Raw genomic sequence first — 19,478 nt, 5'->3', positions numbered from 1 at the left:
TCGCCTATCGAGCGACTAATGCAGGTCTTCGTGATGGCGCACGACATTCTTCACCACGTACCGTGGCCGGTGTTTGGCTTCCATATAAATCCGGCCGATGTACTCACCCAAAATGCCGATACCGATCAGTTGTACGCCGCCCAACAACAGAATCGCGGTCATCAACGAGGTGTAGCCCGGAACGTCGTTGCCGAAGAAGATCTTGTCCACCACTCGGTAGGCCGCGTACAACAGCGAGAATAACGACACGGCGCCGCCGACATAGGTCCAGACTCTCAAAGGCACGGTGCTGAACGAGGTGATGCCATCCAGCGCCAGGTTCCATAATTTCCAGCCGTTAAACTTAGTGCTGCCTGCCGCTCGCGCGGCGCGGTCGTATTCAATAATAACGGTCTTGAATCCGGCCCAGGACAGCACACCTTTCATAAACAGCTGTTGCTCAGGTAGCGTTCTAACCACATCAACCACCTTGCGATCCATGAGGCGAAAGTCACCGACGTTCTCTTCAATTTTGGTGCTGGCGATGACGTTAAGCACTTGATAAAACATCGCAGCCGCGTGGCGTTTAAGGTAGCTGTCCGAAGAACGATCGTGTCGTTTGGCCAAGACCACATCGGCGCCGTTTTCCCATTCTCTAATCAGTACCGGCAGCACGTTGACCGGATCCTGAAGATCAACGTCCATGGGAATCACCGCCGCCCCGGTGGCGTATTCAAGGCCGGCAAACAGTGCAGCTTCTTTGCCAAAATTACGGGAAAAGTCCACTAACAGAACGTTGTCGTCAGCCATCGCCAGCGCGTGGGCAAACTCTCCCGTCAGGTCTGAACTCCCGTCATTAACAAAGACAATCTCGACGGTATAGCCCACTAATAAGGGTTCCTGTCGGACCGTTTGATAGAACAGCGCAATGGCCTGTTCTTCATTGAACACGGGGACGATCAATGAAATCTTCAAGGACTGCTCTCCCGAAAGATCACGCGTTTAGAATATAGAAAACCGCATACCAGGCTAATCGCTGAAAACACTGTCCAGGTGATCAAGGGGGGAAGCAGATAAACGTCTCCGGCATAACCGACACCAAAACTCAACAGGCCCATGAAGCAAACAAACCGCACATAGCGCGACCACGTCTTTTTGGCGTTGAAGGTGTAGTGGGCGTTGGCATAAAAAGAAAAGGATACGGCCACACTAAAGCCGCACAGGTTGCTGTATGCCTGGTTGATACCCATGCCAATGTGAAATGTCAAAAACACTACGCCATGAATCAGCGTGTTGATCAGTCCTATCACTACGTAACTGGCGAACTGTTTATCTTGTAATTTCATGTTCGACCCCCAGTACAGGCCCAAGGGACCTGCTCCAACGCGGCCAGCTTGCACACCCTGTCTACTTCGGTTTCTCGCTAACGCAAAATAGTTAGACCGACTGAACAGTAGTATCGAAATTGTAGTCGAGGTTCCCACTCTTCCGACCAACAGCTTTTGAGACATTCTGCGCGCCGCCGATGCGCGGCCCGGAACCTCTCTGGTCGCGCGCCTATTCTTATTGAAAAACGCTCAAGAGTTCACCAGCGTGACCATTGCTGACGCGCTTTACCGAATTAGCAAAACCGACCTCTCCCCTGTTCGGCTGCTGCACTCGCGGGCCTTGGCTTACTGCACCGCGAAACTGCTGCCCATCGGCGCGACATGGCTTAACAACTGGCCCGCCCAACAAACATCGCGCATGGGGTGCTAATCGCTGGAGGTTTTCTGCCTGGGCGTTTTGTTGGCACCGCTGGCTGATATCGCTAATGCACTGGCTGGAGATGTATGACCGATGCAGGTGGGTACGGCGGGGACGGGCCGGATCTCCTACAGAAATTCGGAGGCGACGCAGTTTTTCTGAAGTACCGCGTCGCCTCCTAGTTCAACCAAACCCTAGACCGCAGTCCTTGCCGCACCCACCACTCGATCTTTTGGTGCCAGGTTGAACACGTAGTACAACACCGTCAGCACGATGAGGAACGCGGGGCCGAAGTAGAGCGCGATGCGGGTTTCTTCGAAGTACGCCATCAGGCCGACGACGAATGCCAGGAAGGCCAGCGCCAGATAGGAGCTGAACGGCCATAGCCACATGCGGAATTTGAGTTGTCTGACTTCGGTTTTGCTCAGGCTGCGGCGGAATTTAATTTGCGCCAGCAGGATCATGGCCCAGGTCCAGATAGCGCCGAAGGTGGCGATAGCAGTGACCCAGACGAAGACTTTTTCCGGCGCCAGGTAGTTGAGCAGCACGCCAATCAGCAAGGCGAAGATCGACAGCAGCAGTGCGCGCCGAGGTACGCCATTGGCAGCGGTTTGCGCAAAACCCCGGGGGGCCTGGCCGTTTTGCGCAAGACTGTAGAGCATGCGACCGGTGCTGAAAATCCCGCCGTTGCAGGAAGACAACGCAGCGGTCACTACCACGAAGTTGATGATACCTGCCGCAGTCTTGATGCCTAAACGCTCGAAGGTCATCACGAACGGGCTGCCTTGGGTGCCGATGTCACTCCAGGGATAGATCGACAAGATCACGAACAGTGCGCCGACGTAGAACAGCAGAATTCGCCAGAACACCGAACCGATAGCGCTGGGGATGGTTTTCTGTGGGTTCTTTGCTTCGCCAGCGGTCAGGCCGATCATTTCGACGCCGAGGTAGGCGAACATGACCATTTGCAATGACATGAAAATGCCCTGCACGCCGTGGGGCATGAAGCCACCGTGGCTCCACAGGTTAGAGATGCCCAGCGCGACGCCATTATTGCCGAAGCCAAATGCGATCACGCCAATGCCGCCGACGACCATGGCGATGATGGTGACGATCTTGATCAGGGCAAACCAGAATTCGAACTCGCCGAAGGCTTTGACGGCGATCAGGTTGACGGTGCCCATGCTTACCAAGGCGGCCAGCGCCCAGATCCAGCGGGGGGTGTCGGGGAACCAGACGCCCATGTATACCGCGACGGCGGTGATTTCCGCGATGCAGGTCACCAGCCACAGGAACCAGTAGTTCCAGCCAGTGAGAAAACCCACCAGCGGACCCAGGTAATCTTGCGCGTAACGGCTGAACGAACCAGCAACTGGGTTGTGCACGGCCATTTCACCCAAGGCGCGCATTATCACCAAAATGGCTAGGCCACCGATGATGTAGGACAGCATGATCGCCGGTCCTGCCATCTGAATCGCCTTGGCCGACCCCAGAAAAAGCCCGACGCCAATACAAGCGCCTAAAGCCATTAGGCGGATGTGCCGCTCGCCCAATTCTCGTTTCAGAGGACCGCCCTGGACGGTCTCTGCCTGCAAAGCCTGCTTGCCGACTGGCATAAATTTACAACCTCGTATTGTTATTGGATGTAGTCAGTCAACGGTTCAAACCCGGCGGGGCACCCCCCTGCACCGCATCTGAACGCCTCGACCAACAACAACGCCGATTCAGGTGTGGTTAACACTCGCGGCATTGGGCGCGCAGTATAAAAATCTGAAGCCAGTTGTTTTAACTGTATAAACATTTCTATTCAGCGATAAGTCATGACATAGGCTGGTTTGGCAGGCGGATATATCAAAGCAATGGTTTTGGACGCTTTATTCCTCCTATTTCGGACATTAGCCTAACGTAAAACACTGATAGCGCTTTGATATTGAAGATGTTTTATCCAAAAGTCGTACACGCTCCACGCCACAAATATTTCAGCGGCGGCGGCCAGCGTCTACGCTTGTAACAGGTGCGATTAACACGATTAACCGGGCCAATCGATATGGGCGTTTTATGGCACTCCGATTCGAAGAAGACTCCAGTCGCTGCTGATAGTCTTGATGACGCTTCATTGCCAAAACGTCCACGTCGTAAACGATACGGCTGGCGTCTGCTCTGGCTGTTGCTGTTCATTGGCTTGGTTGCGTTGGGTTTCGCTGTCTCTTCGGAGATCCACAGCTCCATGCTACAAGCACGGGAGTTCAGCCGTTTCAGCAACGAACTCGGCTACTCGATGCAAAAAGGGCCGAGTAACGCAATCGCCTATCCCGGAGACGGCCCTTTCGACAAACGCTTGGGGTATTCCGCGCTTGGAGAGTTTTTGCCTCGCCTGCTCAAGCGCGACTACCTGATCACTCAGCAAGTACGCTTCTCACCCGACCTTCTCGGTTATAGCCAACGCGGATTTTTCGTGCCGTATCAGGAGAAAATTCAGGCGGGCTTGTCGATTACCGACTGCCGAGGGTCTTTACTCTACCAATTTGTTTACCCCCAGCAGCTGTACCCAGATTTCACGAGCATCCCGCCGCTGGTGGTGAACAGCCTGCTGTTTATCGAGAACCGGGACCTGCTTGATCCAAAACAACCGCGGGCCAACCCTGCTGTCGATTGGCCAAGATTTGCCAAAGCAGCCATCTCGCAAGTGGCCAAGCTGTTCGCCTTGGGCGGCCAATCCGCAGGCGGCAGTACCTTGGCCACGCAGCTCGAAAAATACCGTCATTCCCCTGATGGTCTGACCCAGTCGGGAGCCGAGAAACTGCGGCAGATGATTTCCGCCAGTGTCCGCGCCTATCAAACCGGCCCGCAAACCATGGACGCCCGGCAACGTGTGGTCCGGGACTACCTCAACAGTGTGCCGCTGTCTGCGGTGCCCGGGCATGGCGAGGTGCATGGTTTGGCTGAAGGTTTGCGGGTGTGGTACGGGGCTGATTTCGACGTGATCAATCAGCAACTACGCGCTAGCACCGGGGATCGAAAAAGCTTGGCCGAGCGCGGTCTCGCGCTGCGTGAGGTGCTGTCGCTGGTGATCGCCCAACGCCGGCCTTCCCACTATCTGACCCGAGGCCGCGAGGAATTAGCGCAGTTGACCGACAGCCATATTCGTCTGCTGGCGCACAATGGTGTGATTGATCAAGCGCTCGCCGGGGCGGCGCTGGCAAGTGCAGTGACGTACCGCGATTGGGCGCAGCAACCGACGATCCAGCTCATCGAGACCGACAAAGGCATCAGCGTCGCCCGCACCCGGTTATCGGCGCTGCTCGATCGGCCGCTGTATGACCTCGACCGACTCGACCTCGCAGCCACCAGCACCTTGCAAAACAGCCTGCAAACCAGCGTCAGCCAATACCTTCAAAATCTGGCGGACCCCGCTTTCGCCGGAAAGCTTGGTTTGATCGGCGATCACTTGTTAACCCCGACCAACACCGCGCAGGTCCGTTACAGCTTCACCTTGTTCGAGCGCGATCCTGACGGCTCACGGGTTCGGGTGCAGACCGACAGCACTGACCAGCCGTTCGACATCAACGAGGGCAGCAAGCTGGAACTGGGTTCCACCGCTAAAATGCGCGTGCTCACCACGTACCTGGAAATCATCTCCGAGCTGCACCAGCGCTACGCGGGGCAAAGTCTTTCGGCGCTGAAAAAAGTCCCGGTTGACGACTCTGATCGACTGACCCGCTGGTCCATTGACTACCTGATCCAGAACAAGGACCAGAACCTGTCGACCATGCTCGCGGCAGCGCTGGATCGGCAATATTCCGCCAATCCCGACGAAGGCTTTTTTACCGGCGGCGGCATGCATCACTTTCATAACTTCCGTAACGAAGACAACGGCCGCAGCCCGAGTTTGCGCGACGCGTTACGCGAGTCGATCAACTTGCCGTTCATTCGGCTGATGCGTGATCTGGTGCGCTACAGCATCTATCAATCGCCCAGCAGCAGCGCCCAATTACTTAAAGACGATGACGATCCTCATCGCCAGGAATACCTCAGTCAATTCGCAGACCGCGAAGGTACGGTGTACCTGTTGCGCTTCTGGAAACGCTACAAGGGCAAGTCCACCCAAGAGCGCTTGGCGACGTTCCTCGACAGCATCCATCCCACAGCGATTCGGATGGCCGCTGTCCATCGTTACCTGTTACCTGAAGCCAATCAGGACACCTTCAACGCCTTCGTTCGCGCGCATTTGGCCGTGGGCAAAGTGTCCACCGACACGTTGACCGACACGCGCCTCGACGCACTGTATAAAAACTACGGACCGGGCGCTTATAACCTGCCGGACCAGGGTTTTATCGCCAAGGTCCACCCACTGGACCTATGGTTGGTGGGTTACTTATTAAAGCACCCGGATGCGCAGTTCAAGGAGGTGGTAGCCGCCAGCGAAATGGAGCGCCAGGAAGTCTATAGCTGGCTGTTTAAGAGCCGTCACAAGAGTGCTCGGGATACGCGGATTCGGACCATGCTGGAGATCGAAGCGTTCACTGATATTCACAAACGCTGGCAGCGTGTGGGTTACCCGTTCGACCACCTGGTGCCCTCGTTGGCGACGGCCATTGGCAGCTCTGGCGACCGCCCGGCCGCGTTGGCCGAGCTGATCGGGATCATTCAAAACGACGGCATTCGCCTGCCGGTATTACGCATCGACAGCCTGCACTTCGCAGCCGGAACGCCTTACGAAACTCAGCTGATCAGCAATCCCGATCTGGGCAAACGCGTGCTCCCATCGGAAGTGGCGACGGCCATGCGTGAAGCGCTGTCGCAGGTGGTGGACGCCGGTACCGCGAAGCGTGTGCAAGGGAGTTTCAAACTCGCCGACGGCAGCACCCTGGCCATGGGCGGCAAAACCGGCACCGGTGATAACCGGTTAGAAAGCATCGGCGCAGGCGGCAGGATCTTGGGTTCCAAGTCCATCAACCGCACCGCAACCTTCGTGTTTTACATCGGCGACAACCATTTCGGCACCTTGACTGCGTTCGTCCCAGGACGAGCAGCCGAAGCGTTCAAATTCACTTCAGCGCTGCCGGTACAGGTGCTTAAGGGCATGGCGCCAATTCTTAATCCCTACCTCACACCGGGCACCCGCACCGAATGCCAGGTGCCAGCCCCACCGTTGCAAGCCAGCACTCAATAAGAACCGCTCGTCTTTGGAGCTTGCACAGCAGTTAAGATATATCTTAAGGTATATCTAACTTATGCAAGGGACAAAGAAAAATGAGAGAGACAGGTGATCACCCCCGCCACCATTCCCAGCACCGCGAGCACGGTGACGGCCGAGATGGTTTCGAAAAACGTCCAGGTCGCGAACGCGGCGGCCGTGGCCCACGCGTCTTCGCCCCCGGAGACCTCAAATTATTATTGCTGGCATTGATCGCGGAACAGCCCTGCCATGGCTACGACCTGATCCGTCAGATTGAAGGCATGTTCGACGGTGCCTACAGCCCCAGCCCCGGTGTGATTTATCCGACGCTCACGTTTCTTGAGGAAAGCGAATTGATCCTCGGCGATGCAATCGGTGGCAAAAAACACTACACCGTGACCGACGCCGGTCGCCAATCACTGGCTGATCAGGCCATTGCGCTGGACGGCGTACGGATGCGCATCGACGTCAGCAAACGCTCGCTACGCGGCCATGATCGGCCACCGGAAATACACGAGGCGGTGCATAACCTGCGGCATGCGCTGCAACTGCACCATGGGCGCTGGAACGAAGAAGAAATCCTGCGGGTGCGCGACCTGTTGAACAACACCGCCAAAGCCATCGTCGATGGTCCGCTAGACATCCCGGAGAAGTCTTGATGAATTCACAGCCATCGCTCACTCAACAAGGCGCTCAGCCGCAAGGCATTCACCGTGTCAGCCATGAAATCAAACGCCGCACATTGGAGGTCATCCGGGTCGTGGACCTGACGCCCCGCATGCGCCGCGTGACCTTTAGCGGTCCGCAACTCGAAGGCTTCATCAGCCTGGGCACTGATGATCATGTGAAATTAATCTTCGCCCAAACCCCGGAAGAGCAGGCCGTGCTGGACACCTTTGTTCCCGGTGCGCCCGATGACGGCCCGCGCCCGGCGATGCGTGATTACACGCCTCGGCGTTACGACCCGAAGGCTGGCGAATTGGAGATTGATTTCGTGCTTCACGGTGAAGGCCCTGCCGCCACATGGGCAGCTCAGGCGACACCGGGACAATTTCTACACGTTGCCGGCCCACGCGGCTCGATGATCGTGCCGGATATCTTCGACAGCTACTTGTTGATCGGTGATGAAACCGCAATGCCGGCCATTGCCCGTCGCGTAGAAAGCCTGCCGGCTAACCGTGCAGCGTTGGTCGTCATGGAAATCGAAGACTCGGCTGAACAGCAGACCTTCAACAGCGCTGCGCAGGTCGACGTGATTTGGGTGGTTCGCAGCGAGCAAAACCTGGTCGACGTCGTTCGCAAGCTGGAAATGCCGGAGGGCGAGTTATACGCCTGGGTCGCCACCGAAGCGGCCTTGTCCCGCAAAATCCGGCGGGTGTTGCTGAACGAGTTTGGTCTCAGTGAAGCGCTGGTGAAAACGTCGGGCTACTGGCGGGTGGAGGGTGAGGCAGAGTGACCCCCATCATTCGTACGCATGTCTGTAGGAGCCAACACGTTGGCTCTACAGGTGAGTTTGTGTCCGGCCTTTCAGTCGATCAACCACCACCAACGCAGCCGAAATCAGCAGAAATCCCACCAACACCCCCAGCGCATTAACGAACGTCTGTGGATAACCCAAGCTGCTGACATCAATAAACGGGTACATGTAGTCGCTGATCAAATAGCCACGAAGCAAGGCATAGGCAAAATACGCCAGCGGATAGATGACCCAAAGCAGCACATGCTTGATGCGCAGGGTTCCTTTTGGAACGTACAGCCACCAATACAACAGAAACAGAACCGGCAAGATGTCATGCAGTAACTCATCTGCAACCCGCTGCACACCATGGGGTTGCCACAACGGGCGCAGCAGCACGTTATACGCGATGCTCACCAGCACGATGTTCGCGGCGATGCCGCTGCTCACCCACGGCGTGCGGAAAAATCGATGGGGGCATGAGTCCTTGGCGGCGATCGCGCAAGTCAATCCAGTTGCCACCAGGGTGTTGGTCGTGACGGTAAAAAAACTGAAGAACCGCACTACTCCGGCTAACAGGCTGGCTTGGTCAACCCAGCGGGCAAATAAGATCAAGTAGAGCTGAATGGCCAATGCGGACCAGCCCAGAATGGCGGCGATGAGGGCAAATCGATGGGCCCCTCGCGCCAACTGGGGGTGTTGACTGAGTGTCATGGTTGTCCTTGATTTCGAGTGACACCAAGCGCAAGCGCTTAGCCCTTGCTGCGTTGCAATTTCAGGTACAAACCTTCAACCCGTTCACGCGCCCATGGGGTTTTGCGCAGAAACGTCAGGCTCGACTTAATGCTGGGGTCGCTTTTAAAGCAACGAATATCGATTTTCTCAGCCAACCCTGACCATTCGTAGTGGGCCACCAGCGCAGTTAGAACCTGCTCCAGCGTTACGCCATGCAGGGGATTGTTGTTGGATGTCGTCATGCTGAACCTCCGACCTTTCCTTGAAACAGGGGAGAGAAGCATCCCTCGGGGTGCGCACCTTAGCTGAGGCCTTAGTCCACGGAAAGGACCAAATGTGCCAGGGACCGATTCGAACTGTTACTGAACTGGCAATGGACCCTGTCACATTTCTGGCTTTTTTTCGCAGACTCAATTCCCTACCCTCACCGATCGCTGCTGAATCGATTAATCCGGTTCAAATACTGGCCTTTATGCACGACAGTCCTGAACTCTGCGCACCCCGCGATGCCTATGAACAAACCCCGGTGGATCCTGATCACTGTGACGTGCTCCCCAGCGATTCAATCCGATGGTTTTTATCAGCGCGAATCTGATTGAACCAGGTTCATAAGCAAGCATAACGAATGCAGCGGCGATCCTTAATTGTCATGGAGAAACACACTATGAGCACTGACGGTGCTTTAAGCAGAACCCGCTGGTTACCGACATTGCTCGGGCTGGTGTTTCTGCTAATGGGCTTAGCCATGTTGGCTGGCGGGATAAAACTGACCCAGTTGGGCGGTTCTCTGTATTACCTGATAGCAGGTATCGGCATTGCCATTACCGGCGTGCTGTTGATGATGGGGCGTCGCGCTGCATTGGGCTTGTACGCACTGGTACTGTTCGCCAGTACATTGTGGTCATTGTGGGAAGTGGGCCTGGATTGGTGGCAATTGGTTCCACGCCTAGCACTGTGGTTCGCCATGGGGATTGTGCTGTTGTTGCCATGGTTCCGCCGTCCGCTAATGGCGAGCGGTCCACCGACCGCGACAGGCACTCGGGCCCTGAGCCTGGCGGTGATCCTCGCTGGCTTGGCCGCGCTGGCCAGCCAATTCACTAACCCGGGCGAAATCAAAGGTCAGCTGGACCGTGAAACCGCAGGCACTACCAGCGCCGCGCCGGCCATGCCCGACGGTGACTGGCAGTCCTACGGTCGCACACCGTTCGGTGACCGTTATTCACCGCTGGCACAAATCACCCCCGAAAACGCTGGCAAGCTGGTTCCGGCCTGGACGTATCGGACCGGGGATATTCCTGGGCCGAATGACCCAGGTGAGACCACCGCCGAGAACACCCCGCTCAAGGTCAACGGCATGCTGTACGTCTGCACGCCGCACAGCATGGTGATCGCGCTCGACCCGGATACCGGCAAGGAATTGTGGCGTTTCGATCCGAAAATCAGCACGCAAAAAGCGGCCAATTTCAAAGGTTGGGCGCACATGACATGCCGTGGTGTTGCGTACCACGATGACGCTGCTTACGCGGCCGCTCCGACCCCTGCTGTTGCCGCAGTTCCGGGGCAAAGTCCGGCAGCACCGGCGGTTGCCACCGCAACCGCCAACGCGTGCCCGCGCCGTCTGTTTCTGCCGACTGCTGACACCCGTCTGATCGCATTGAACGCCGACACCGGCAAACTGTGCGAAGACTTCGGTGACAAAGGCTCCATCGACTTGGGCGCCAACATTGGCACCTTCGCCCCAGGCGGTTACTACTCCACGTCGCCACCGGCTGTGACGCAGAACCTGGTGGTGATTGGCGGCCACGTAACGGACAACGTTTCCACCGACGAGCCTTCCGGCGTCATTCGTGCGTTTGACATTCACACCGGTCGCCTGGTCTGGAACTGGGACAGCGGCAACCCGAACGACACCACGCCTATTGCGCCGGGCAAAACCTACACCCGCAACTCGCCCAACATGTGGTCGATGTTCGCGGTGGATGAGAAGCTCGGCATGCTGTACCTGCCGATGGGCAACCAGATGCCTGACCAATGGGGCGGCAATCGAACCCCTGAGTCGGAGAAATTCAGCGCGGGCTTGACCGCTTTGGACATCAACACCGGCCACGTGCGTTGGACGTTCCAGTTCACCCACCACGACCTGTGGGACATGGACGTTGGCGGCCAGCCAACGCTGATGGACATCAAAACCGCAGGGGGTATGAAGCAAGCGGTACTCGCTTCAACTAAGCAGGGCAGCATCTATGTGTTGGACCGGACAAACGGTCAGCCGGTCGTGCCTATCAATGAAATTCCGGTTCCACAAGGCGCAGTGGCTGGCGATCATACGTCCCCTACTCAACCCAAGTCGGACCTGAACTTCATGCCACCGCCGCTGAAAGAACGCGACATGTGGGGCGTGACACCGTTTGACCAAATGCTGTGCCGGATCGACTTTAAGTCGATGCGCTATGACGGCCCGTTCACCCCGCCATCGCTGCAAGGTTCGATTGTGTATCCGGGTAACTTTGGCGTATTCGACTGGGGCGGTATTTCAGTCGATCCGGTGCGTCAGATCGCGTTTGTTAACCCGGACTACATGGCCTTCAAATCACGATTGGTACCGGCAGCCGACATCGCTGGCGGCCCTGGCCGAAAAAGTGAAACCGAAGGTGTGCAGCCGAACAAAGGCGCGCCGTATGGCGTAATCCTCGAAGCGATGCTGTCACCCTTGGGCTTGCCGTGCCAAGCGCCGGCATGGGGTTATGTGGCTGCGGTGGACTTGACCGACCACACCACGATCTGGAAACACAAGAACGGTACCGTGCGTGATAGCTCGCCGATTCCGATTCCACTGACCATGGGCGTACCAAGCTTGGGCGGGACCTTCATCACCAAAGGTGGCGTAGCCTTCCTCAGCGCAACCCTCGACCAGTACCTGCGTGCCTACGACGTTCGTAACGGCAAGCAACTGTGGGAAGGTCGCCTACCAGCCGGCGGTCAGACCACACCGATGACCTACACCGGCAAGGACGGCAAGCAATACGTGCTGGTCATGGCTGGTGGTCATGGCTCATTGGGGACTAAACAAGGCGATTACATTTTGGCGTTCAAACTGCCAAATTAATCCCTCAGACGGTCAATGAAAAGGCGGTTACCGAGAGGTGGCCGCCTTTTTTTGATTTCATGAAACCCGTCTGTACGAACGTATTGGCGATAGAGCAGGATTCGGTGCGCCTGAAACACAGCTTCCCGATAGGAAGGAATTCGTTCCCACGGTTTCTAGCGTGCACTCTGTGGGAGATTCTATGTTTGAGGTCGACATCAGCGGCGCGATGGCGGGCCTCTTCGCAGGCAAGCCTACTCCCACGGTAATCGGCGGCGGCTCATTTCTCGATAACTTCGCCACGCAACGGCGCCAGCTTGGCGATCAAGCCATTTTGCGTTGGCACCGGGATGTGCTGACTATCCATGGCGTCGATCAGGTCTTCCACCAGGGCGTTGAAGTCGCTGCGGGTCAAGTGCTGACCTTTATGCACTTCGGCCATGCTGTCACCACTGTAGCGGCAAGGGCCGCCGGTTTCGACGCAGAATTTCTCCACCAACTTATCGCGCAGACGAACGATGTCGACGCGTTTGAAGTGCTCGACGATGCGCGGGTCTTTGGCAATGTTCAGCAGCATGCCCTCTACGATGCGTTGCAGCCCGGCGCGCTGGCCCAAGGCGAGGTAAAGACTGTCATCGTGGGCCGGCGTTTGCGCGCAGCCAGCCAGCACGGCAATGAGCATCCACGGCAACAGGCGCATGTTAAAAACTTCCCTGCACGGACAAATACGTGCCGTTCTGATTGCTTAGGGTGGCGATCTCACCCAGCCGCGCATAGGCCAACACGAACGACAGGTGCTTATTGGGAAAGTAACCCACGAATAGGTCTTTCCAGTCGCTTTCATTGGAGAACGACAGGTTGTGCGGCTTCTCGCGGTATTCCATGCCCAGCGCCCAGCGCGGGTTAAATAACACGGCGACGGAACCCTCCTTGAGCACGCTGCGGGTGTCATTGCGATCACCGCCAAAGCCCAGCAATCCCAGTTCGTTGGCGCGGCTGTAACGTACGCCACCATTGATCAGCAGGTTGTAGCCAAACGCCGCGCCCATGAACAAACGGCTGGCCGTCAGGTAACCCTCGACGTCTGAAGCGCGTTTGGCGCCAGCAAGCGTCGGGACCAGAAAATCGTCCTGATGCTTGTATTCCAGGCCCAGCGAAACCTGGGGCAGCTCGTCGTAAATAACGTCGCCAAACAACCGCACTTTCAGTCCAAAAATGTCCTGATTCAAACTGTCTTGGGGAAGGTGCAACTTGCTCGCCAGCGATCCTATGTCCAAGCGCTGGCGCGCATAGGACATCTCGACCCGGTTATCGAAGGCAACGGCCAAGCCCTTTACATCCAGGGCGTAGTCCGGCAAATCGATATGGGTCGCGAACACCGTGCTGCCCCACTCGCCCGCCTCGCCGTAACCGGCTAAGACCGCCCACGGCGTGATTCCTCCACCCGCTGCGCCTTCGATGCTGCTGGCGCCTGCGGTGGCAATCAACCGACCTTGATCGGCTTGCGCGCACACGCTGAGCAATGCCGATACGCAACCCAACCAAAGACACAGACGAGCGCGCATAAATCAGTGAACCATCAGGCTGGGTAAACCCAATGGCTTGGCCATCCAGGCTTCAAACACGGCGGCAGTCAATGGACGACTGATCAAGTAACCCTGAGCAGTATCACAGTGCCAACGTTCAAGGAGGCGCAGGCTGCGTTCGTACTCAACCCCTTCGGCCACCACCTTGAGGCCCAGGTTGTGGCTCATCTCAATGGTCGAACGAACAATAACCGCGTCTTCACTGGTCTCGTCTAGGTCACGGACAAACGACTGATCAATTTTGAGTTCCTGCACCGGCAACCGCTTGAGGTGCGCCAGCGATGAATAGCCGGTGCCGAAGTCATCCACCGACAGGCTGATGCCGCACTCACGCAAACGGTGCAGCACTTCCAGCGCATGCTCAGGCTCACGCATGACGGCGCTTTCAGTGATTTCAAAGATCAGTTGATCCGGCGGAACCTGGTATTTCTCGAGCAAGGTCGACACCCGCCCGACCAGCTCATCACCGAGCAAGTCGTCAGCCGAAATATTCAACGAAACCTGCACCCGCAAGCCGCGACTGTTCCACTGAGCCCACTGGCGCATGACGTCTTCGATCACCCAGTGGGTCAACAGCTGGATGCTGCCAGTGCGCTCGGCCAGGACGATGAACTCCAATGGTGACACCAACCCGAAGTGCGGATGTTGCCAGCGCAATAACGCTTCGGCCTGGCGCACCACGCCTTGGCGGATGTCCAGTTTGGGTTGGTAATGCAGCACCAATTCGTTATTCGCCGCGGCATGACGCAAATCGCGGATCAGGCTGATCTGGCGTTGGTGGGCCAGGTCGCGACCCTCCTGATAGATTTGCAAACGACCCGGAAGGTGCGCGGCATCTTGACGGGCAATGGCCGCTCGGCTGAGCAACTCCTGGGGCGCCGCACCGTCGGCCGGGTAAGCCGCAATGCCCACGCAGCAATCGAGCGACAGGTCATGACTGCCGATCCGCTGGGGCATGAGTAAAAGTTGCTGCAGTTTGTCGGCCATGGCGACGGCACCGTCACTGCTTGTATTCTCCAGCAGCAGCAAAAACTCGTTGGCGGTAAGTCTCGCAACGGTATCGCCAGGCCGAAGCGCCGCCTGCACCCGGGCACCTACTCCTTGCAGCATGTGATCGACACCTTCGGCGCCGATGCTTTCATTGATAGCCCGGAAGTTAACAATGTCCAGGTACAGCAACGCAACTGGGCGCTCAGCAGCAATCGCACTGCTCAGGCGCTCCATCGCCAACGCCCGGTTAGGCAAACCAGTGAGGGTATCGTGCAGGGCGTTGTGCGCCAGTTGTTGCTCGCGCTCAGCAATGCCGCTTTGCATCGAATTAAAGGCGCTGGCCAGCCGACCCAATTCATCACTACGCTTGAGGACCAGCGGCGTTTGGTAATCCCCATCACCGATGCGTTCTGCCGCTTTCGCCAGCGCACGCACCGGCAGTGACACATTGCGCGCCAACAACAGAGCACCCACCAACGAGGCCAACAAGGCCCCAAGGGCGATCCAGATGATTTTTTCATCCAGCAAAGCGAACGCTTGCATCGCTCGATCCACAGGACTTTGTAGCAAGGCAATGACCTGACCGTCTTCAGGATTACCGGAATTGACCAGGGTCAGCGACTGACTGAGGAAGCGTTGATTCATGTGCTCGGTCAGGTGCATTTGCCGACCTTGAGAGGTGTCGAGCATCACCTTATTGAGGCTGCTATAAAGCGAATCGGGCTGAGTACTGACCATTTGCCCGGATTGTTGATTATCAACAGCAAGAAACGAGACTTCCAGACCACTGAGAGAGCGCAGTTCTTGGGCAAAATCGCTGTCGATCGCAAAGCCCATCACTACCCGCCCAATGGGCAGGGGCGCCAAGACGGTACTTTCCACCAAGAGATGCGGCTTGCCATCGAGCGGCACGATCAGCACCGAGGAGTTGGTGCGGCGGGCCGTGCGCAAAGCCTTGTCGAAACGAAATTGGCTGCCTTCCGGTATCTGCTCTACGGTGCTGGCCAACACTTTGCCCTCCATGCTCAGCAGGAACATGTCACTGGCGTTGATCCGCGCGCCATGATTGCGCAAGACCGAGCGAATGGTTGCTGAGTCGCGGCTGGCCACTGCGTCACGAAAACCGAAATCCGCAGCCACCAACTGGACGCCATCACGCAGTTGTCGACCGCGAATATCCAGCAAATTCTGGAATACGCGGGTACCGACTTCTAACTGTTCTTCGGCTTGAATCCGCACCGCGTTATCCGTGGCCGCCTTGACCGCAAAGTACACAGCGCCAATGACAACCAGCATTAACAAGATCAATACGCCAGCGATGCGCGCCTGGAAACTACTGCGAAGGTTCATTCATGCGCGGCCTTCTTGAAGGCGTCGCCAAAAGCACTCGGCGCCGGGGTCATGTCCATATCCGTGTCTTTGGGTTGCACTGGCAGCGTGAATCGCTGGCGCAACCCGTTGACCGGGACGTCGATCTCGCCGCCCGATACTGGCTGCATGTCAGCCGAATCAGGATGCCAGAGCGTTACCTTGTAATGCCCGGCAGCCAGTTGATCGAATTTAATCGCACCATCACCCCCGCTGACTGCAAACCAGGGATCATCGGTGACATACACATAACCCAGCATAGAGTCATGAATATTGCAGCCCAATACGACTACCCCGGGCTTGTCGAACAGCACCGGTAATGACGGCGTTCCTTCGTACAACCGTAGTTCAAAACGCTTGGCCGGAGAAAACGAATACACCTGATGGCGGACGTTATCGCTGTTGGGAAAGGCGATTTGCGTACCCGAATGGACAGCCAGCACGTGCGGTGCAAATTGCTGATCGCGCTGGTCCATATCGGCTTTGAGGGCTATGGCTACGTTGCCTGGCGGTCCTTGCAGAGTGAGCACGGCAAATTTCAGAGGCTTGCCCTGTTGATCCACGATATCGGCCTCGAAGTTCGCCGCCGATACACTCACACTGAAAATGACTGAAAACATCACCAAAACAACTGAAGAAAATACGCTGCGCATAGCTGTTTCCGTTCCGTAACAACAACGCCAATAAACAGTACGCCTGCCTTGGCAATGAAAAATCAGCTAGGCAGATTAGTGGTACGCATTGAGAAGGTCACGCTTTTAAAAAGGCATCTAGCCACTACTCGTCGAATACCTCTTTAACCGTATCAGCATTTCAAGCAGCAACCTAAGTCTGGCTGAATCAATTTGGCAAGGCCATTGAAACCCGCTCCGCCGCGCCCCATCTAAACAGCATATTCAATTATGCAGGTGCCCCATGAGCGACCAGCACACCGACTCAGCGACTGTGTCAGAAGACATCAATGCCGAACACGATGTACCCGAACATTCCACCAGTACCAGCTTGGCCCTGCCGGGACAGAACCTTCCGGACAAGGTGTATATCATTCCGATCCACAACCGCCCGTTCTTCCCGGCCCAAGTGCTGCCGGTGATCGTTAACGAAGCGCCTTGGGCCGAGACCCTGGAGCTGGTCAGCAAGTCGGACCACCACTCCCTGGCGCTGTTTTTCATGGACGCGCCGCCCGACGACACCCGCCATTTCGACACCCACGCTTTGCCTGAATACGGCACGCTGGTGAAGGTACATCACGCCAGCCGCGAAAACGGCAAATTGCAATTCGTCGCTCAGGGCCTGAGCCGTGTGCGCATTCGCACGTGGCTCAAACACCATCGCCCACCGTATCTGGTAGAGGTTGAATACCCGCAGACACCCGTCGAAGCGACTGATGAGGTCAAGGCATACGGCATGGCCCTGATCAACGCGATCAAGGAACTGCTGCCGCTGAACCCGTTGTACAGCGAAGAACTGAAAAACTACTTGAACCGCTTCAGCCCCAACGATCCATCGCCGCTGACCGATTTCGCCGCCGCGCTGACCTCGGCCACCGGGGCTGAATTGCAGCAGGTACTCGATTGCGTGCCCATGCTCAAACGCATGGAGAAGGTCTTGCCGATGCTGCGCAAGGAAGTTGAAGTGGCGCGGCTGCAGAAAGAAATTTCCGCCGAGGTGAATCGCAAGATCGGCGAACATCAGCGCGAGTTCTTCCTTAAGGAACAACTTAAGGTCATCCAGCAAGAGCTTGGCTTGAGCAAGGACGACCGCAGCGCCGACATCGAACAGTTTGAGCAGCGGCTGGAAGGCAAGACCTTACCGCCGCAGGCCCGCAAGCGCATCGATGAGGAGATGAGCAAACTGTCGATCCTTGAAACGGGCTCGCCGGAATACGCTGTCACCCGCAACTACCTCGACTGGGCCAGCTCGGTGCCGTGGGGCGTCTACGGCAAAGATAAACTCGACCTCAAGCATGCGCGCAAGGTGCTCGATCAACACCATGCCGGGCTCGACGACATCAAGAGCCGCATCCTCGAATTTCTCGCGGTGGGTGCTTACAAAGGCGAGATCAGCGGCTCCATTGTGTTGTTGGTCGGTCCGCCGGGCGTGGGCAAAACCAGCGTTGGCCGTTCGATTGCCGAATCCCTGGGGCGACCTTTCTACCGCTTCAGCGTCGGCGGCATGCGCGACGAAGCGGAGATCAAAGGTCACCGTCGGACCTACATCGGCGCGCAGCCGGGCAAACTGGTCCAAGCGCTCAAAGACATGGAAGTGATGAACCCGGTGATCATGCTCGACGAGATCGACAAAATGGGCCAAAGCTACCAGGGCGACCCTGCCTCGGCGCTGCTGGAAACCCTTGACCCGGAACAGAACGTGGAATTCCTCGATCACTACCTGGATTTGCGTCTGGACCTGTCGAAAGTGCTGTTCGTCTGCACCGCCAACACCCTGGATTCGATTCCCGGCCCGCTGTTGGACCGGATGGAAGTGATTCGCCTGTCGGGCTACATCACTGAAGAAAAGCTCGCCATTGCCAAGCGCCACTTGTGGCCAAAACAGCTGAAAAAGGCTGGCGTGTCGAAAACCAATCTGACTATCAGCGACAGCGCGTTGCGTCAGGTCATCGACGGTTACGCTCGGGAAGCCGGGGTTCGGCAACTGGAAAAACAGCTGGGCAAACTGGTGCGTAAAGCGGTGGTCAAGTTGATCGACAGCCCAGACCTGGTGATCAAGCTCGGGCCCAAAGACCTCGAAGCGTCGCTGGGAACAGTGGTATTCCGTAACGAGCAGGTTCTGTCTGGTACCGGTGTCATTACCGGCTTGGCCTGGACCAGCATGGGCGGCGCGACACTGCCGATTGAAGCAACCCGGATTCACACGCTTAATCGCGGCTTCAAACTCACCGGGCAGTTGGGTGATGTTATGAAGGAATCTGCGGAAATCGCCTACAGCTATGTCAGTGCCAATCTTGCGCAATTCGGTGGGGACCCAAGGTTCTTCGACGAAGCATTTGTCCACTTGCACGTGCCCGAAGGCGCAACCCCGAAAGACGGCCCGAGTGCTGGGGTGACCATGGCCAGCGCTCTGTTGTCGTTGGCGCGCAACCAGGCACCGAAAAAGGGTGTGGCCATGACCGGCGAGCTGACGCTGACCGGGCATGTACTGCCGATTGGAGGGGTTCGTGAAAAAGTCATCGCGGCGCGGCGACAGAAAATTCATGAGCTGATCCTGCCAGAGCCCAACCGAGGCAACTTTGAAGAGCTGCCGGAGTACCTCAAGGAAGGGATAACCGTCCACTTTGCCAAGCGCTTTGCTGACGTAGCGAAGATATTGTTTTAAGGGTTAATTGTTTCGCCA

At 56.9% G+C, this 19,478-nt stretch carries 14 protein-coding genes and 1 pseudogene; 6 read left to right on the top strand and 9 right to left on the bottom strand.

Features of this window, described 5'->3' with window-relative positions:
• Window positions 1–15: 15 nt before the first annotated feature.
• Both RHM59_RS22685 and RHM59_RS22680 read right to left on the bottom strand, forming a co-directional pair.
• The gene (locus tag RHM59_RS22685) at window positions 16–954 is read right to left on the bottom strand and encodes a glycosyltransferase family 2 protein (RefSeq protein WP_322185092.1); all 939 of its coding nucleotides are present in this window, start codon (window positions 952–954) and stop codon (window positions 16–18) included.
• Window positions 951–1,325: a GtrA family protein gene (locus RHM59_RS22680; RefSeq protein WP_322165848.1), complete on the bottom strand. Its 375-nt coding sequence runs from the start codon at window positions 1,323–1,325 to the stop codon at window positions 951–953. Before RHM59_RS22680 ends, RHM59_RS22685 begins: the two co-directional genes overlap by 4 nt.
• Before the next feature lie 259 nt (window positions 1,326–1,584).
• Here RHM59_RS22680 and opgC point away from each other — a divergent pair.
• Window positions 1,585–1,812, top strand: a pseudogene (gene opgC, locus RHM59_RS22675) (OpgC domain-containing protein); the annotation flags it as partial.
• A 107-nt stretch (window positions 1,813–1,919) separates the two neighbouring features.
• Here the strand turns inward: opgC and RHM59_RS22670 are convergent.
• Window positions 1,920–3,341 carry an amino acid permease gene (locus tag RHM59_RS22670; protein WP_322165849.1) on the bottom strand — a complete coding sequence of 474 codons (1,422 nt, stop codon included), beginning with the start codon at window positions 3,339–3,341 and terminating at the stop codon, window positions 1,920–1,922.
• A 431-nt stretch (window positions 3,342–3,772) separates the two neighbouring features.
• On the opposite strand from RHM59_RS22670, the gene RHM59_RS22665 reads away from it, so the two are divergent.
• The 3 genes from RHM59_RS22665 to RHM59_RS22655 all read left to right on the top strand — a co-directional run bounded on the left by RHM59_RS22665 (window position 3,773) and on the right by RHM59_RS22655 (window position 8,360).
• Window positions 3,773–6,898: a transglycosylase domain-containing protein gene (locus RHM59_RS22665; protein ID WP_322285477.1), complete on the top strand. Its 3,126-nt coding sequence runs from the start codon at window positions 3,773–3,775 to the stop codon at window positions 6,896–6,898.
• An 80-nt stretch (window positions 6,899–6,978) separates the two neighbouring features.
• Window positions 6,979–7,563, top strand: coding sequence for a PadR family transcriptional regulator (locus RHM59_RS22660; RefSeq protein ID WP_322165851.1), 585 nt, complete (start codon window positions 6,979–6,981; stop codon window positions 7,561–7,563).
• The gene (locus tag RHM59_RS22655) at window positions 7,563–8,360 is read left to right on the top strand and encodes a siderophore-interacting protein (protein WP_322165852.1); all 798 of its coding nucleotides are present in this window, start codon (window positions 7,563–7,565) and stop codon (window positions 8,358–8,360) included. The genes RHM59_RS22660 and RHM59_RS22655 overlap by 1 nt, the downstream gene beginning before the upstream one ends.
• 45 nt (window positions 8,361–8,405) lie before the next feature.
• On the opposite strand, the gene RHM59_RS22650 is transcribed toward RHM59_RS22655, so the two are convergent.
• Window positions 8,406–9,074: a Pr6Pr family membrane protein gene (locus tag RHM59_RS22650; protein WP_322285476.1), complete on the bottom strand. Its 669-nt coding sequence runs from the start codon at window positions 9,072–9,074 to the stop codon at window positions 8,406–8,408.
• 38 nt (window positions 9,075–9,112) lie between these two features.
• Window positions 9,113–9,337, bottom strand: a complete 225-nt coding sequence (locus RHM59_RS22645) for a VF530 family protein (RefSeq protein WP_322165854.1) — start codon at window positions 9,335–9,337, stop codon at window positions 9,113–9,115.
• Between the two features lie 422 nt (window positions 9,338–9,759).
• On the opposite strand from RHM59_RS22645, the gene RHM59_RS22640 reads away from it, so the two are divergent.
• Complete coding sequence (locus tag RHM59_RS22640; RefSeq protein WP_322165855.1) at window positions 9,760–12,201, top strand: glucose/quinate/shikimate family membrane-bound PQQ-dependent dehydrogenase; 2,442 nt, start codon at window positions 9,760–9,762, stop codon at window positions 12,199–12,201.
• Window positions 12,202–12,460: 259 nt separating this feature from the next.
• On the opposite strand, the gene RHM59_RS22635 is transcribed toward RHM59_RS22640, so the two are convergent.
• The 4 genes from RHM59_RS22635 to RHM59_RS22620 are packed head-to-tail and all read right to left on the bottom strand — an operon-like array spanning window position 12,461 to window position 16,777.
• Window positions 12,461–12,880 carry a group 1 truncated hemoglobin gene (locus tag RHM59_RS22635; RefSeq protein WP_322165856.1) on the bottom strand — a complete coding sequence of 140 codons (420 nt, stop codon included), beginning with the start codon at window positions 12,878–12,880 and terminating at the stop codon, window positions 12,461–12,463.
• 1 nt (window position 12,881) lies between these two features.
• Window positions 12,882–13,745 (bottom strand): DUF3034 family protein, encoded by an 864-nt coding sequence (locus RHM59_RS22630; protein WP_322165857.1) that lies wholly within the window; start codon window positions 13,743–13,745, stop codon window positions 12,882–12,884.
• Between the two features lie 3 nt (window positions 13,746–13,748).
• Window positions 13,749–16,106 (bottom strand): putative bifunctional diguanylate cyclase/phosphodiesterase, encoded by a 2,358-nt coding sequence (locus RHM59_RS22625; RefSeq protein WP_322285475.1) that lies wholly within the window; start codon window positions 16,104–16,106, stop codon window positions 13,749–13,751.
• Window positions 16,103–16,777, bottom strand: a complete 675-nt coding sequence (locus tag RHM59_RS22620) for a methylamine utilization protein (RefSeq protein ID WP_322165859.1) — start codon at window positions 16,775–16,777, stop codon at window positions 16,103–16,105. The genes RHM59_RS22625 and RHM59_RS22620 overlap by 4 nt, the downstream gene beginning before the upstream one ends.
• 262 nt (window positions 16,778–17,039) lie before the next feature.
• On the opposite strand from RHM59_RS22620, the gene lon reads away from it, so the two are divergent.
• Window positions 17,040–19,460, top strand: coding sequence for an endopeptidase La (gene lon, locus RHM59_RS22615; protein WP_322285474.1), 2,421 nt, complete (start codon window positions 17,040–17,042; stop codon window positions 19,458–19,460).
• Window positions 19,461–19,478 lie beyond the last annotated feature (18 nt).

The organism is Pseudomonas sp. MH10 (genome assembly GCF_034353045.1).
Classification (GTDB): domain Bacteria; phylum Pseudomonadota; class Gammaproteobacteria; order Pseudomonadales; family Pseudomonadaceae; genus Aquipseudomonas.
The sequence above is the reverse complement of the archived record's forward strand: the minus strand, read 5'-3'. Positions and strand labels throughout refer to the sequence as shown.

What these genes read in the sequence shown, in the direction of transcription:
- RHM59_RS22625 (WP_322285475.1), bottom strand. Translation starts at nt 16,106, where the DNA reads ATGAACCTTCGCAGTAGTTTCCAGGCGCGCATCGCTGGCGTATTGATC.
- RHM59_RS22680 (WP_322165848.1), bottom strand. Translation starts at nt 1,325, where the DNA reads ATGAAATTACAAGATAAACAGTTCGCCAGTTACGTAGTGATAGGACTG.
- RHM59_RS22645 (WP_322165854.1), bottom strand. Translation starts at nt 9,337, where the DNA reads ATGACGACATCCAACAACAATCCCCTGCATGGCGTAACGCTGGAGCAG.
- lon (WP_322285474.1), top strand. Translation starts at nt 17,040, where the DNA reads ATGAGCGACCAGCACACCGACTCAGCGACTGTGTCAGAAGACATCAAT.
- RHM59_RS22630 (WP_322165857.1), bottom strand. Translation starts at nt 13,745, where the DNA reads ATGCGCGCTCGTCTGTGTCTTTGGTTGGGTTGCGTATCGGCATTGCTC.
- RHM59_RS22665 (WP_322285477.1), top strand. Translation starts at nt 3,773, where the DNA reads ATGGGCGTTTTATGGCACTCCGATTCGAAGAAGACTCCAGTCGCTGCT.
- RHM59_RS22640 (WP_322165855.1), top strand. Translation starts at nt 9,760, where the DNA reads ATGAGCACTGACGGTGCTTTAAGCAGAACCCGCTGGTTACCGACATTG.
- RHM59_RS22660 (WP_322165851.1), top strand. Translation starts at nt 6,979, where the DNA reads ATGAGAGAGACAGGTGATCACCCCCGCCACCATTCCCAGCACCGCGAG.
- RHM59_RS22650 (WP_322285476.1), bottom strand. Translation starts at nt 9,074, where the DNA reads ATGACACTCAGTCAACACCCCCAGTTGGCGCGAGGGGCCCATCGATTT.
- RHM59_RS22670 (WP_322165849.1), bottom strand. Translation starts at nt 3,341, where the DNA reads ATGCCAGTCGGCAAGCAGGCTTTGCAGGCAGAGACCGTCCAGGGCGGT.
- RHM59_RS22620 (WP_322165859.1), bottom strand. Translation starts at nt 16,777, where the DNA reads ATGCGCAGCGTATTTTCTTCAGTTGTTTTGGTGATGTTTTCAGTCATT.
- RHM59_RS22655 (WP_322165852.1), top strand. Translation starts at nt 7,563, where the DNA reads ATGAATTCACAGCCATCGCTCACTCAACAAGGCGCTCAGCCGCAAGGC.
- RHM59_RS22635 (WP_322165856.1), bottom strand. Translation starts at nt 12,880, where the DNA reads ATGCGCCTGTTGCCGTGGATGCTCATTGCCGTGCTGGCTGGCTGCGCG.